Origin of the sequence: Streptomyces sp. NBC_00443, assembly GCF_036014175.1 — a bacterium.
GTDB lineage: Bacteria > Actinomycetota > Actinomycetes > Streptomycetales > Streptomycetaceae > Streptomyces.
In genome coordinates this window covers 4,865,316-4,880,388 of record NZ_CP107917.1, presented here as the reverse complement: position 1 = coordinate 4,880,388, position 15,073 = coordinate 4,865,316, and the positions used below count along the sequence as shown (strand labels likewise).

Below are 15,073 nucleotides of genomic sequence, written 5' to 3'. Positions count from 1 at the left end.
CCCATCCTCAAACTCCCCCAGAGGGGGCACCCCCAGACGGGCTGGAATGCCCGGGCCGGCGGTTCAGGCCGTCTTCGGCAGTACGAACTCGCACCACACCGCCTTGCCGCCGCCCGGTGTCCGTCGTGAGCCCCAGCTGGAGGCGATTGTTGCGACGATGGCGATTCCTCGGCCCGATTCGTCGGCCGGTTCGGCTCGGCGGCGTCTGGGGAGATGGTCGTCGCCGTCCGTCACCTCGATGATCAGGCGGCGGTCGGTGCGGCGGAGACGGAGGCGCATGGGTGGGGTGCCGTGTTGGAGGGAGTTGGCCACGAGTTCGCTGGCCGCCAGCACGCCCAGGTCGTGGAGGTCGGGAGGGAAGCGCCAACTGGTCAGGACGCCGGAGGCGAAGGCACGCGCGCGGGGGGCCGCTTCGATGCCGCCGAGGAGTTCCAGGGCGGCGTTGCGGAAAAGGTCGCTGTCGGGGCCCGTGCGGGCCGGGTGCTGAAGGACCAGGACCGCTACGTCGTCGTCGTGGTCCGCTGTGACGCCTGCGCTTCGGACGAGGCGGTCGCAGACGACCTGGGGGGTGCCGGTCGCGCCGGCCAGAGCGCGTTCCAGGGAGGCGATTCCCTCGTCCAGGTCCTCGTCCCGGCGCTCCACCAGGCCGTCGGTGTAGAGGACCGCGGTGGAGCCGGGGCTCAGGGGGATCGAGCCGGACGCGTGCATCCAGCCGCCGGTGCCGAGCGGCGGGCCGGTGGGTTCGTCGGCGCGTTGGACTGCGCCGTTCTCGTCTCGGACCAGGATGGGGAGGTGGCCGGCCGACGCGTAGATCAGGCGGCCCTCGTTCGGGTCGTGGATGGCGTAGACGCAGGTGGCGATCTGGTTGGCGTCGATCTCTGTTGCCAGGCCGTCGAGGAGCTGGAGCACCTCGTGCGGGGGGAGGTCCAGGCGGGCGTAGGCCCTCACCGCCGTACGGAGCTGGCCCATGACTGCCGCCGCTCGTACTCCTCTGCCCATCACGTCGCCGATGACCAGGGCCGTGCGGCCGCCGCCGAGGGTGATCACGTCGTACCAGTCACCGCCGACCGCGGCTTCCGTGCCGCCGGGGTGGTAGGTGGCGGCGATGCGCAGATCGTCCGGTTCCTCCAGCTCTTGCGGGAGGAGGGAGCGCTGGAGGGTGACGGCCGTTTCGCGTTGCCGGCGTTCGCTGGCGCGGAGGCGTTCGGCGGCTTCCGCGTGGTCGGTGACGTCGGTGGCGAAGACGAGGACTCCGCCGTCGCCCTCGGTCACGGGCGTGCAGGTGAAGGTGTAGGAGCGGCCGTCGGGGGCCTTGCGGGACTTGAGGGTGCGCGACCTGCCGCTGCGCAGGACCTGGTCGAGGAGCGGGAGGAGGCCCAGTTCGGCGAGCTCGGGGAGGGCCTCGCGGGCCGGTTCGCCCGGGGGGCGTACACCGAAGGCCGTGACGTAGGTGTCGTTGACGTACGCCAGGCGGTGGTCGGGGCCGTGTACGAGGGCGACCAGGGCCGGGACGCGGTCCAGGACCTCGCGGACCGGCAGCTCGTCCACGGCGGGGATGGGCCTGGCCTCGTCGGTGAGGTGTTCGGCGCGGGCCGCGGGGACGGCGCCCGGTCCCTCTCCTCGGAGGTCCTGGGCGACCGCTGCCGCGGGTTCGGTCCGCGCTGCGGCGCGGCGCTGCGTTCCGGGGAGCCGGGCGCTCCAGCGCGTGAAGTTCACGAATCCTTGCCTCGTGTCGTCGTCTTCGGCCAGCTCCGGACCCGGCCGGGGGGTCTGTGGGGTGACGCCCCGGGGTTGCGGCACTGTGGGGAGAGCCTTGTGGTCGGGATCGGTTCGGGGATCAGTCTGGCAGTGCGGCCGACCTGGCCGACACCCGTCTGACGCCTGCCCGGTCGGTGGAGTTCCTGGGTCCGGTCAGGACGACCCCTTCGGGTCGTCTTCCGGGTTGAGAGGATGCTTTCCACCGGCCGCGAGTTCGAACTCCGCACGGGGGTGTTCGAGTGAACCCAGGGAGACGACCTCCCTCTTGAAGAGCCCCGAGAGGGTCCATTCGGCGAGGACGCGGGCCTTGCGGTTGAAGGTCGGCACCCTGCTGAGGTGGTAGACGCGGTGCATGAACCAGGCAGGGTAGCCCTTGAGCTTGCGCCCGTAGACCTGCGCGACACCCTTGTGGAAACCGAGGGAGGCGACCGAACCGGCGTATTTGTGGGCGTAGGTCTCCAGCGGTTCGCCGCGCAGGGTGTGCGCGATGTTGTCGCCCAGCACCTTGGCCTGGCGCAGGGCGTGCTGCGCGTTGGGGGCGCACTCCGTGCCGGGTTCGGCGGCGGTGACGTCGGGGACTGCGGCGGCGTCGCCTGCGGCCCACGCGTGCGTAGTGCCCTCGATCGTCAGCTCGGGGGTGCCCTTCAGCCTGCCGCGCTCATTAAGTGGCAGGTCGGTCGCGGCGAGGATCGGGTGGGGCTTGACGCCGGCCGTCCAGACGACCGTACGGGTCGGGAAGCGGGCGCCGTCGCTGAGGACGGCGACGCGGTCCGCGCAGGACTCCAGGCGGGTGTGCAGGCGTACGTCGATGTTGCGGCGGCGCAGTTCGGTGACGGTGTAGCGGCCCATGTCCTCGCCGACCTCGGGCAGGATGCGGTCCGTGGCCTCGACGAGGATCCACTTCATGTCCTCGGGGCTGACGTTGTGGTAGTAGCGCGTGGCGTAGCGGGCCATGTCCTCGAGTTCGCCGAGCGCCTCGACGCCGGCGTATCCGCCGCCGACGAAGACGAAGGTGAGGGCCGCGTCGCGGATCGCGGGGTCGCGGGTGGAGGAGGCGATGTCCATCTGCTCGATGACGTGGTTGCGCAGGCCGATGGCCTCTTCGACGGTCTTGAAGCCGATGCCGTGGTCGGCGAGGCCGGGGATGGGGAGGGTGCGCGCGATGGAGCCGGGGGCGAGGACGAGTTCGTCGTAGGACAGCTGTTCGCTGCCTGTGCCCTCCTCCTCGGAGGCGAGGGTGGTGAGGGTCGCGGTGCGCTTGGCGTGGTCGATGGCGGTGGCCTCGCCGATGATGACCCTGCAGCGGGGCAGGACGCGGCGCAGCGGTACGACCACATGGCGCGGGGAGATCGAGCCGGCGGCCGCTTCGGGCAGGAATGGCTGATACGTCATGTACGGGTCGGGAGTGACGACCGTGATCTCGGCCTCGCCCCGGCCGAGTTCCGGTTGCAGCCTCCGCTGGAGACGCAGGGCCGTGTACATCCCGACGTAGCCGCCGCCGACAACGAGAATGCGCGCACGTTCCTTCACCATCCCATGACGCACCCGGCGCTTGCGTTTGTCCACAGGCTCGACCATTTGTGTGACCGGAGATCGTCGGCGCCGCGATTTGGCCGAATTGCCGGAGTGCGGGAAAGGTCCGCAGGTCAGCGGGTGTGCTCCGAGGGATCACAGGTGGCGCAATCGGGACGTAAACGACTCGTACTCCGATCGAGGGGCGCTCCGTGCGGAACCTGCCCCTTCTGAATTGACTCCCTCTCAACTATGTTCGTGTGTCGACGGGGTGTAGGGGGATGCGCTCATCGGGTCCGTGAGTCACACGGAACGGACTCGTTGTCCGGGCTTGTTCCGCGACGCTCCGGCTTAGCAATGACGGGGAGTCTCCGGGGGGAGACGTCATTACCGGGGGATCGCTTATGCATGTTCAGGATTCTCGATGGTCTTCCGCATCCACCATCACACCCGGTGGCGGGGTGGGCGGCACGATGAGCGCGGCTGCGAGCAACGGACGCGGGGACGCGTCGCGTACGACTCCGCTGCGCGTGGACGCACAGCGCAATCTGGAGCACGTGCTGCGTGCGGCGCGTGAGGTCTTCGGCGAGCTGGGGTACGGCGCGCCGATGGAGGACGTGGCGCGGCGCGCGCGGGTCGGCGTCGGGACGGTGTACCGGCGCTTCCCGAGCAAGGACGTCCTGGTGCGGCGGATAGCCGAGGAGGAGACCTCCCGGCTGACCGACCAGGCACGTGCGGCGCTCGGTCAGGAGGACGAGCCGTGGTCGGCGCTCTCGCGCTTCCTGCGCACGTCGGTGGCGTCCGGCGCGGGTCGGCTGCTGCCGCCGCAGGTGCTGCGGGTCGGGGTCGCCGAGGACGGCGCCGCGCTCGACGAGGCCCGGGTGCCGCAGCAGCGGATGCAGCCGGGCGTCGGTGAACTGCGGCTGGTGCCCGAACAGCCTGCGGCGGCGCCGGTCGACCCGGTGGACGACGCGGGGACGGCTGCGCTGCTCGACGTGGTGGGCCAGCTCGTGGAGCGGGCGCGCGCGGCAGGCGAGCTGCGTGGCGACGTGTCGGTGTCGGACGTCCTGCTGGTGATCGCGACGGCGGCGCCCTCGCTGCCGGATGCGGCGCAGCAGGCGGCGGCCTCGGCGCGACTGCTGGACATCCTGCTGGAGGGGCTGCGGTCGCGGCCTCAGGCGTGAGCCGGCCGACGCGGCGGCCTTGACGGTGCGGCACGACCTGTGGCGCTTCGGTGACCCGTGACGCTGCGGCGGTGGCCGTGACTGCGAAGGGGTGACTTCGAAAGAGTTACTTCGAAGGGGTGAGCGTTCGAAGAGGGTGCCTGCGAGGCGGGGGCTGTGCCGCCTCGCCTCGAACACCACTGCGGTGAACGCTGGTTGAGTCTTCCCCGCAGGGTCGAGGGCCAATACTGCGTTGCGGGAAGTCCCCACGGACGAGTGGATGTCCGTACGCGTGGGTCCTGACCAAAAGCCAATATGGCACCCTGACCCGGTGTCCGGGACTGGTAGAGCTGGCGGCGGGGGCTTTCCGCGATGAGCGTTGACGGGTGGGACGAGTCACGCGGTGACGGTGACTCGGCGTCTCCGCAGGTGCCGAGTCAGGGCGGACGGGCGGACCTCCCACCGGGCGGCGACCCCATGGAGGGGCGCTCACCGGGCCGCGCGGAGGGCAGTGTCCCGGCCCAGCGCGACCGACGCGAGGACAGCGTGCTGCCTCCGCCCCGCGAGCTGGCGCCCCCTGACCTGCCGACGCGCGAACTGCCGCCGTCGGACGCCGACCTGATCGGCCGGATGCGGTCCGGTGACGACACCGCCTACGAGGAGTTGTACCGCCGCCACGCGGGAGCGGTGCGCCGGTACGCGCGCACCTGCTGTCGCGACGCCCACACCGCGGACGACCTCACCGCCGAGGTATTCGCCCGCATGCTGCAGGCCGTACGCCGCGGATCCGGCCCCGAGCACGCCGTACGCGCCTATCTGCTCACCTCGATCCGGCGTGCCGCGGCGGACTGGACGAAGTCGGTGCGGCGGGAGCAACTGGTCGACGACTTCGCGGTGTTCGCCGCGCAGTCCACCCGGGTCGCCGAGGTGTCCGACGACGACACGCTCGACCTGGGCGCGGACGTGCGGGCGATGCACGAGGCCGAGCAGTCCATGGCCATGCAGGCCTTCCGGTCGCTGCCGGAGCGCTGGCAGGCCGTGCTGTGGCACACCGAGGTCGAGGACGAGTCGCCGAGCGAGGTCGCCACGCTGTTCGGGCTCGACGCCAACGGCACGCGCGTGCTCGCCAGCCGCGCCCGCGAAGGGCTCAAGCAGGCCTACCTCCAGGCCCACGTCAGCGCCAGCCTCGCCAGCGACGAGGAGTGCGCCCGCCATGCCGACCGGCTCGGCGCCTACGCCCGCGGCAGCCTGCGCACCCGCGCCGAGCGGGGCATGCGCAAGCACCTGGAGGAGTGCCCAAAGTGCCGCCTGGCCGCGGGCCAGATCAAGGAAGTCGCCGGTGGTATCCCGGCCGTCGTGCCGGTCGCGGTCATCGGCTGGTTCGGCGCCGCCGGGTACGCCAAGGCGGCCGGGCTCATCGCCGGCGGCGCAGGGGCGGGTGCGGCCGGCGCGGTCGGCGCGGCCTCCGCGGCGGGCGGCGGTTCCTCCGGCGGGGCGAGTTCCGGGGGCGGTGCGGCGGCCTCCGAGGGGCTGGGCGCGCCGTTGAAGGCCGGGATCGCTGCCGGTGTGGTCGCCGTCGGCGTGGTGGCGGCGATCGTGCTCGCGCTCGCCGGCAACGAGACGCCGGCCGACAAGCAGGACGCCAAGCAACCCCCCGTGCCCTCCCCCATCGTCGAGGAGACACCGACGCCCAGGCCGACGGAACCGACGGAGCCGACGGAGCCGACGGAGAAGGAGCCCGTCCCGCACCCGCCGGCGATCATCCCGGCCGACCATCCCGACGCGACCCCGACACCGGCCTCGCCTCCCACCCGCACACCCAGTCCGACGCCCACGACCTCCCCGACGCCGACTCCGACACCCACACCGACGCCGACACCCACCCCCACGCCGGCTCCGACGCCTCCGCCCGCCCCGGTCGACTACCGGTGGAGCGACCTGTCGTACAACATTTCCGGCGACGGCAGCGAGCCCGAGATGCGGATCGGTGAGAGCAGCTGGGTGTGGCAGCGACACGGTGTGTCGATCGGCGACGAGCGGTACGCGAACGGGGTCACCGTGCACGGCCGGTCCTCCGTCACCATCGACCTCAACCGGGAGTGCTCCGCCTACACGGCGATGGCCGGCGTCGACGACTCGACGCTGGGGCTGGGCAAGTTCCGCTTCTCGGTGTACGCCGACGGCGTCCGGTTGTGGCGCTCCGCGGTCATCGAGGGCGGGGACCCGGCCGTGCCCATCCATGTGAACCTCACCGGACGGGAGACCGTCCGGCTGGTGGTCGAGCCGCACCGCACCTTCGACACCCTGCTGTTGGCGGACTGGGCGGAGTCCAAGTTCAGCTGCGTGTAGGGCCATCCAGCGGGGATCCGGCTCACGGGGCCTGATCGGCAGGGAGCTGGAGGCCGCGCACGGCCTCGGCGAGGTCGTGCAGGACGTCGTCGTGGGTGAGGGCGGTGCCCCGGGTGTGCTCGGAGGTGAACCATTCGGCGCCCAGGGCGGTGCGGGCGGCGGTCTCGGCCCTCTCTGCGTGCCCGCGCTCGGGCTGGAGGCGCGGATTGCCGCGGCGCCAGTGCTCCGAGGCGGCGAGCAGACGGATCGCGCGCGGGTGGTCGCCGAGGCGGGTCAGCAGGTCCGCGGCAGCGTCCGTGAGGGTCGCCGTGATCACGTCGGCACAGCGCTTCTCCACGGCGAAGCGCAGAGCGTCGACCAGCCGCGGCAGACCGTGCTCCGGTCCCGACTCCGCGGTCACCGTCAAGGCGTCGACAGCGTTCAGCATCACCACGAACTGGGGCGGTGGTGTGGCGTTCTCGGTCTCCACACGTGCCGCCTCGCACATCTCGCGCGCACGGGCGGTGTCCTTGTCGTCCAGCGCGATCTGGGCGCGCATCAGCAGCACGAACGCCCGTGAGTCCGCCACCCCGTCAGCAGGCCGCGGAGGCGGGGCCCGCCCACGGGTACGACGGTGCCCTGGTTGTCCTCCGCCTGGGTGACGCCCAGGATTCTGTACCGCACCGGGTCATTGTCCCCGGGGTGGGGAGTGGGGGCGCGGGTTTGGCGGTGGCGGGTGTCGTGGGTGCGGTGGTCCTTCGGGTGTGCGGGAGGGTCCTCGCCCCCGCCGCCCCTACCCTTCCCGTCCTTGAAGGGGCTCCGCCCCTTCGACCCCGGCCCTGGGGGCTGCCCGCCCCCAGACCCCCGCTTCGGCCTGAACGGCCTCGTCCTCAAACGCCGGACGGGCTGACTTTGCCTGGATCGGCGCCGGTAAGTCACCGGCCGCTCCCATAACAACGCCCCCCACCGTCCGCAGGAGCCGCCCAGCCTCCCCCTCGCCCCCTAAACCGGCCGAACCCCCGCCCCCGCCCCCAACGCCCCCCGCTGCGGCTTGATCCCCTCCGGTACCGCGCGTTGCCGTGCCGGTGTCCCCGTCCAGCAGGTGCCTCGGCGGGCCAGCAGGCGGCGTAGCCACAGTTCCAGGGAGACCAGGTCTGCCAGGCCGTCCAGGGGTAGTGGCTCGCCCTCGGCGGCGGCGCGGAGGGCCTTGCGGACCACTCGGGCCTCCACCAGGCCCGCCTGGGCCAGTAGGGGGGTGCCGAACAGGGTCATCAGGGAGTCGGCCGACACGCGCAGGCCCGTCCTCGCGGCCACGGCCGCCGATGCGTGGGACGGGGCGCCCCAGCCGGGTGGGAGGTCGGCCACTCCGGCGCCCTCCAGGACCGTACGCAGGATCGCGGCGCGGGCGCCGGGCTGGACGCGCAGGGCCTCCGGGAGGGCTCGGCAGGCGCGTACGACCTGGTTGTCGAGGAACGGGGCGTGCAGGCGTTGGAAGCGGATCTCGGCGGCTTGTTCCAGGACGCGCAGGTCCGCCGAGTGGCGGGCCAGTGCCGCACGCGCGCGGTAGTCGCCGGGGCGTTGGCCGGGGCCCACGCCGTTGCGGCTCGTCGCCGTTTGCAGGCGAACCGATACTTCAGCCAGCGCCTCGCCGGTCAGCCAGCGAGCCGCCGGGCCCGGTCTGGCCCAGGTGAGCGCGGCGAGCGACGCCCCTACGGCACCTCCGGGTTCGTCGAAGCGGCGGTGGAGGAGGCGGTCGGCCAGGGATTCCAGTCCGGTGCGGTACGGGGTGCGGGCCAGCTTGCGCGCCGCGCCGTACACGCGCGCGGGGACCAGCACCGAGCCGTCCGCCTTGGCCAGGGCCGCGACCGGGCGGACCAGGTGGCGCCGCTTGCGGTCCATCAGGAGGTCCGCGAGGCGGGCCGGGTGGGCGTCCAGGACCTGGCGGGCGCCGTAGCCGGTGAAGTGGTCGGCGCTGCCGGACGCCAAACGCGCGCGGTGCCTCGCGGCCGTCACCAGGCTCGGGCCGGGCTCGTCCGTCAGCGGGCCGTCCAGGTCGGCGTACGGCAGTGTCTCCTCGCCGCCGGCCACCACCACGTGGTGCAGGCGCGGGTTGGCCGCCAGCGTCCCCGCTCGTTCCAGCTCGGCCTCCCGGCCGCCGACCACGAGGTCGTTGAACGTGACCGCCAGAAGGCGTTCCCCCGCGCCCGTGCCGTGCCCCAGGACCGTGCCCGGCATGCCGGGCAGGCCGGCGGCCAGCAGCGCCAGGGTGCCGGAGGCCGGGCCGCCGGACAGGTCGGCGCCGATGCCCGGAACCGGCATCCCGCGCGCGGCACGCCGCTCGGCGGGGCCCATGCCGGGTACGGGCCCTGGGTCTATGTCGGCGCCGGGGACGTGGCGGGGCGCGGACAGACGCGTGCGCACCGCCTCCACCAGGGCGTCGCGTACGGCGTCCACCGCGCTGTCGGGATCGGCCGTCGGCGCCGCCACCGCCAGCGAGGCGACCGGCTCGTACCCGGCGATCTCGCGCGCCCCGGTGCGCAGGATCAGCGCATGCCCCGGTGGAATGCGCCGCACGCCGTCGTACGGGGTGGAGTCGTGCAGGGCCGCCGGTACGTCGGGGGCGGCAAGCAGCGCGGCGAGGTGCCCGAAGTCGAGGTTGGCCTCGATGAGGTCGGCGAGGGGGAGCGCGGCGGTCGCATACGCCGTACCGCCCGCCCAGGGGGTGTAGAACACCGGCCGTGCGCCCGCCAGGTCGCCGCACACCATGACCCTGCGGCCGACCTGGACGACGGCCGTGTAGCTGCCGGACCAGGCCGTCAGATGCCGAAGTGCCCCTCCGCGCGCGGCGAACAGACCGAGGCGCAGTTGCTCGTCACTCGCCCCGCAGGTGCCCAGTACCGCGATCCGGGTCTGCGGGTCGGCCTTCACCACGCGTACCTCGTCGGGGCGCCAGTCGCCGACCGCCCAGAGCGGATCGGGGTCGCCCCACAGGAGTTGGGAACCGACCGGGTGCACGGTCTCGCCGTCGCTTCCGGTCGCCCCCGCGGAGCCGATGCCGGCGGCCACCGCGGCGGTGCTGCTCCATCCCACCAACCACCGCATCGCCGCCTCCACAGGCTGTGGACAACCAGTGCACCGTACGAACCGGTTCACCATGCTGCCATGAAGGAGGCGTGCCGGAGCGGCGGCGGAGCCGCTGGAGATCCCGGAATTGCGCCCGTGGGGGCGCCCCCGCGTCGACACGAACGCGCCGGGTCGCAGCCCGAACGCCCGGGCGGGGCAAGGCGATCCGGCGACTTGGCAGAACGTCTGAGGCGACTCCTGGACAACTTCTGCGACGCGAATGCGCCCCCGAAACACTCCCCAAAAACGCCCTTCGCGCCCTCAACTTCCATGGTCGGAGCGGTAATCACCCGCGAGAGGCGGGGTCGCTTTTCGGCCAAATCGGCGTCGCAAGGACAGGCTCGCGCACGCTCCGTACAAGTCCTGCGCACTACTCGGGGTACTCGTAGTGCGCGCAGTCCGGGGAACGGAGTGCGCCCCCCGGACCGTTCCGCCGCCCGCGGGGATGTAGGCGGCGGAATCCCCCAGCCCACTGGATCCAGTACAGCGGGCCGACCCACGCAGAAGCCATGGAACCGCTCCCCCGGTGGCTGGAGAAGAGCGCACGGACGGGCGCACAGCCACACAGTGGGAGCACGTCACAACTGTGCGTAGGGGGTGCGCACTTGAGTACGGACCACAATCCCGCCATCCGGAAGAATGCCCCTTAACGCTTGGGATGCGGCGAACTACGCTGGGTTTACGAATGCCGCATGGTTATGCCAGCGCGGCAGCCGTCTGTGTCGAGGGGTGGCGCATGTCCAGGGAGCAACGCGGGCCGAACGAAAAACTCGGCGCCGTTCTCGCCCTCGCGGGAATCAGCAATGCAGGACTCGCCCGACGCGTCAACGACCTTGGCGCTCAGCGGGGCCTGACTCTTCGCTACGACAAGACATCGGTGGCGCGCTGGGTGTCGAAGGGCATGGTGCCGCAGGGTGCGGCGCCGCACCTCATCGCCGCCGCCATCGGCCAGAAGCTGGGCCGCCCGGTGCCGCTCCACGAGATCGGCCTGGCGGACGCGGACCCCGCACCCGAAGTGGGCCTCGCCTTCCCCCGGGACGTCGGACAGGCGGTGCGGTCGGCGACGGAGCTGTACCGTCTCGATCTCGCCGGGCGCCGTGCCGGTGCCGGCGGCATCTGGCAGTCGCTGGCCGGTTCGTTCGCAGTAAGCGCGTACGCAACGCCCGCCTCACGTTGGCTGATAACCCCGGCCGACACTTCGGTGGCGCGCGAGGTGAGTCCGTCCGAGAGCTCCGGTGCACCGCTCAAAGTCGGCCACAGCGATGTGCAGAAGCTGCGCGAGGCCGCCGAGGACGCCAGGCGCTGGGACTCCAAGTACGGCGGCGGCGACTGGCGTTCGTCCATGGTGCCCGAGTGCTTACGGGTGGAGGCGGCGCCGCTGCTGCTCGGCTCGTACTCCGACGAGGTGGGCCGGGCGCTGTTCGGGGCGAGCGCCGAACTCACCCGCCTCGCCGGGTGGATGGCCTTCGACACCGGGCAGCAGGAGGCCGCCCAGCGGTACTACATCCAGGCCCTGCGGCTCGCCCGCGCGGCCGCCGACGTGCCCCTCGGCGGGTACGTCCTGGCGTCGATGTCGCTCCAGGCGACCTACCGGGGCTTCGGCGACGAGGGCGTCGACCTCGCCCAGGCCGCCCTGGAACGCAACCGTGGCCTCGCCACGGCCCGCACCATGAGCTTCTTCCGCCTCGTCGAAGCACGCGCACACGCGCGCGCGAGTGACGCGCAGGCCGCCGGCGCGGCCCTGAAGGCGTCGGAGGGCTGGCTGGAGCGGTCCAGGGAGGGGGACAACGACCCGTCATGGCTCGGGTTCTACTCCTACGACCGGTTCGCCGCGGACGCCGCCGAGTGCTACCGCGACCTGAAGGCACCGCGTCAGGTGCGGCGGTTCACGGAACAGGCGCTGTCGAAGCCGACGGAGGAGTTCGTGCGCTCGCACGGACTGCGGCTCGTCGTCTCGGCGGTCGCCGAACTGGAGTCGGGCAATCTCGACGCGGCGTGCGAGCAGGGCGTACGGGCGGTGGAGGTCGCGGGGCGGATATCGTCCGCGCGCACCACCGAGTACGTGAAGGACCTGCTGCACCGCCTGGAGCCGTACGGCGACGAGCCGCGGGTGGTCGAGCTGCGGGAGCGGGCGCGGCCGTTGCTCATGGCGCCGGCCTAGACGGACATCTCCGGCACGCGCGTGCGTGCGTGCGGAGCGGGCGGCGGCTCGGAAGACCCGAACCGCCGCCGTCGCCTCCGTCCTGCCCGAGTTGGGCCGCTAGGACGCGCCGTTCGTGCGCCCGAAGCAGCGCTCCAGCTCGTCGAGCTTGTAGAAGGTGCTGCCCTTGGCGATCGGGCGGCAGCCCGCCCTGAAGCCGGTCTCCTTCTCGTTGTAGAGCATCCGCACCAGGTAAGTGCCGCCCTTGCGGAAGACGTCCCACTGGACGTTCGAACCGAGCGGTGCCACCGACGCACCCCGCCATGCGTTGTCGGCGTAGGTGTACGGCCGCTCGGCGGTCGCGCCCTTCGTGCTGCCGGGCAGACCCATCAGCGCGGCCAGCGGGATGATCTCCTCGGCGTGGGTGAAGCGCAGCTCGGCGCCCAGGTCACTGGTGCCGGCGCGCTTGGCCTCGACCTGCTTGAAGAAGTCGTCGAGCACGACGTCCGCCATCTTGTACGTGATGTCGCTGCCGGTGAAGCCGGGGCCCTTCTCGTAGAAGTCCTCGACGTCGCTCAGGTATCCGAACCAGGCCGCGTCCCGCTTGCTGATGAACCGCTCCATGCCCCAGCCCTTGCCGCCGGGGCTCTCGTCGCTCATGGCGGACGCGATGGCGTACAGGTTGTAGACGGCCGTGGCGGCGGCCACGCGGTCGTCGTCGGGGAGCCGGTCGACGAAGGCGCCCTTGAAGAGCTTCTTCAGTACGTCCCGGGCGGCGCGGTGGGTGGTGGGCTGGTCCGTGAGGGACTTCAGCGTGCTCGCGAGCCGCTGGTCGTTCGCGATGTAGTCCCGGTAGGCAGCGCCGCCGGCCGCCTTGTGGAAGTACAGGAGGTCGACGTCCGTGCGGGTCGGGCCGATCAGCGGCTTCAGGGCGGAGTCGGTGCCGGCGAGCGCGGCGGCGTACAGGTTCGCACTGTCGACGGCGCGCCCCTGCCCCGAGCTGACGACGTCGATCTTCTCCTTGGCGCCGGCGATCTGCTTGAACAGCCCCGGCAGCCGCTGCTCCATCCGTACGGCCGTGTCCTGGATCTCCCGCTTGCCGCGCCCACTGAGGTCGCCGTAGCCCACGGTGCTCATGGCCTCCTGCAGCGCCTGCACCCTGGGCCCGAACTGACTGCCCTTCGCGGTGAGCGCGCCCGCGGCCTCGGCCCTCTGCCACAGCGCGAGGACCAGGTCGGCGTCCTCCCCGTCGGTCGCGGAACGGGAGCCATGCCGGGAGACGTTCTCCGTGAACACGGGGGTAAAGCCGGCGGGGGCCCGCTGGTAGGTGCGGGGGCTCTGGCCGGGGGTGTACGTCGCCTTGGTGCCGTAGCTGTTCCGGGTGCCGGTGTTCTTGGCGGTGTCCGTGCCGGCTTCGGCCGGGGTGGCGACCAGAAGGGCGGCCAGGCCGAGGGCCATGGCCGGGGGGAGGCATCTCATAGCGCGACGTCGCACGGATGTGCGCCTCGGGGCGGGGCGTCTCATAGCTGTGCCGTTTCGTTCAGTGCCGCTGCATCGCACCGAAGCGGCAGACCGGATGACTGCCGCATCGTCGAAGCGGCGCATGAACTTGCCGTGGCTGGATCACGGCGGGTCGATGGCCGGATTTCCCGCCCTTGCCAAAGGTTCCCCCTCGAAATCGCCACGTCGGAGGTGCGCGAGCCCCGCATCCGGGGCGGGCCGCGCCGGTCCCCCGGGTTTGAGTGCGTTGTCAGTGGCGCAAGGCATTATCGAAACCGGGAGGTGGAGCAGGTGCGGGCGATCGCTTACGACTGTGACGTGCTCGTGGTCGGCGGTGGGATCGTCGGGCTGGCCACGGCGTTCGCGATCACGCGTGCCGCGCCGGGGACGCGGGTGACCGTGCTGGAGAAGGAGCCGGGTCCGGCCCGGCACCAGACGGGGCGCAACAGCGGGGTCATCCACAGCGGGATCTACTACCGGCCGGGGTCGCTGAAGGCCCGGTACGCGGTGCGGGGTGCCGCCGAGATGGTCAAGTTCTGCGCGGAGTACGGCGTCGCGCACGCCGTCACCGGCAAGCTGATCGTCGCGACGGAGCGGGCCGAGCTGCCACGCCTGCACGCCCTGGTGCAGCGCGGGCGGGAGAACGGCATTCCGGTACGGGAGCTGGGCGTCGCGCAGATCGCGGAGTACGAGCCGGAGGTGCGGGGGCTCGCGGCCATACACGTCGGGACGACGGGCGTCTGCGACTTCGTCGGGGTCGCGCGGCAGCTGGCCGAGGCGTCCGGGGCGGAGATCCGGTACGGCGCCGAGGTCGAGCGCGTCGACCGGCGGGCGGACCTCGGGGTCGCCGTGCGCACCACGCGCGGGGACGTCGTGCGGGGGCGGGTGCTGGTGAACTGCGCCGGGCTGTACTGCGACGAGGTGGCCCGGATGACGGGGGACGAGCCGGAGGTGCGGATCGTGCCGTTCCGGGGGGAGTACTACTCGCTGGCGCGGCCCGAGCTGGTGCGGGGGCTGGTGTATCCGGTGCCGGATCCGGCGTTTCCGTTCCTCGGGGTGCACCTCACGCGCGGGATCGACGGGGATGTCCACATCGGGCCCAACGCGGTGCCGGCACTGGCCCGGGAGGGGTACGGATGGTGGGTCGTCCGGCCACGGGAGGTCGGGGCGACGGTGGCGTGGCCCGGGGTGTGGCGGATGGCGCGGCGCCACTGGCGGTACGGGGCCGGGGAGCTGCGGAGGTCCGTGTCGCGGGGGGCGTTCACGGAGGCGGTGCGGAGGTTGTTGCCTGCGGTGACTGCGGATGATCTGGTGCCGGCTGCGGCGGGGGTGCGGGCGCAGGCGGTGTTGCGGGACGGTGCGCTGGTGGACGACTTTCTGATCCGGGAGGGGGATCGGGCCGTGCATGTGCTGAATGCGCCGAGTCCTGCGGCGACGGCTTCGCTGCCGATCGGGCGGGAAGTGGCTCGGCGGGCGTTGGCGGTACTGGGGGCTGCCGCCCCCAGACCCCCGCTTCGGCCCTGAACGGGCCTCGTCCTCAAACTCCCCC

At 72.3% G+C, this 15,073-nt stretch carries 9 protein-coding genes; 4 read left to right on the top strand and 5 right to left on the bottom strand.

Annotated elements, in window-relative coordinates; translation table 11 throughout:
• Positions 1-63: 63 nt before the first annotated feature.
• Both OHO27_RS22075 and OHO27_RS22070 read right to left on the bottom strand, forming a co-directional pair.
• Positions 64-1,716: an ATP-binding SpoIIE family protein phosphatase gene (locus OHO27_RS22075; protein WP_328426527.1), complete on the bottom strand. Its 1,653-nt coding sequence runs from the start codon at positions 1,714-1,716 to the stop codon at positions 64-66.
• A gap of 195 nt (positions 1,717-1,911) precedes the next feature.
• Positions 1,912-3,291, bottom strand: coding sequence for an NAD(P)/FAD-dependent oxidoreductase (locus OHO27_RS22070; RefSeq protein WP_328430505.1), 1,380 nt, complete (start codon positions 3,289-3,291; stop codon positions 1,912-1,914).
• 383 nt (positions 3,292-3,674) lie between these two features.
• On the opposite strand from OHO27_RS22070, the gene OHO27_RS22065 reads away from it, so the two are divergent.
• Both OHO27_RS22065 and OHO27_RS22060 read left to right on the top strand, forming a co-directional pair.
• A complete protein-coding gene (locus OHO27_RS22065) occupies positions 3,675-4,454 on the top strand; it encodes a TetR/AcrR family transcriptional regulator (RefSeq protein WP_328426525.1) in 780 nt (259 codons plus the stop codon).
• 351 nt (positions 4,455-4,805) lie between these two features.
• Positions 4,806-6,782, top strand: coding sequence for a sigma-70 family RNA polymerase sigma factor (locus OHO27_RS22060; RefSeq protein ID WP_328426523.1), 1,977 nt, complete (start codon positions 4,806-4,808; stop codon positions 6,780-6,782).
• Positions 6,783-6,804: 22 nt separating this feature from the next.
• On the opposite strand, the gene OHO27_RS22055 is transcribed toward OHO27_RS22060, so the two are convergent.
• Together OHO27_RS22055 and OHO27_RS22050 are read right to left on the bottom strand one after the other, a co-directional pair.
• Entirely contained in the window at positions 6,805-7,350 is a 546-nt protein-coding gene (locus OHO27_RS22055) for a hypothetical protein (RefSeq protein WP_328426521.1), read from the bottom strand.
• A 413-nt stretch (positions 7,351-7,763) separates the two neighbouring features.
• Positions 7,764-9,863, bottom strand: coding sequence for an asparagine synthase-related protein (locus OHO27_RS22050; RefSeq protein WP_328426519.1), 2,100 nt, complete (start codon positions 9,861-9,863; stop codon positions 7,764-7,766).
• A 757-nt stretch (positions 9,864-10,620) separates the two neighbouring features.
• Here OHO27_RS22050 and OHO27_RS22045 point away from each other — a divergent pair.
• A complete protein-coding gene (locus OHO27_RS22045) occupies positions 10,621-12,045 on the top strand; it encodes an MFS transporter (RefSeq protein ID WP_328426517.1) in 1,425 nt (474 codons plus the stop codon).
• A 99-nt stretch (positions 12,046-12,144) separates the two neighbouring features.
• Here the strand turns inward: OHO27_RS22045 and OHO27_RS22040 are convergent, their stop codons facing one another.
• Positions 12,145-13,503: a histidine-type phosphatase gene (locus tag OHO27_RS22040; RefSeq protein WP_328426515.1), complete on the bottom strand. Its 1,359-nt coding sequence runs from the start codon at positions 13,501-13,503 to the stop codon at positions 12,145-12,147.
• 312 nt (positions 13,504-13,815) lie between these two features.
• Here OHO27_RS22040 and lhgO point away from each other — a divergent pair, with 312 nt between their 5' ends.
• A complete protein-coding gene (gene lhgO, locus OHO27_RS22035) occupies positions 13,816-15,048 on the top strand; it encodes an L-2-hydroxyglutarate oxidase (protein ID WP_328426513.1) in 1,233 nt (410 codons plus the stop codon).
• Positions 15,049-15,073: the final 25 nt, after the last annotated feature.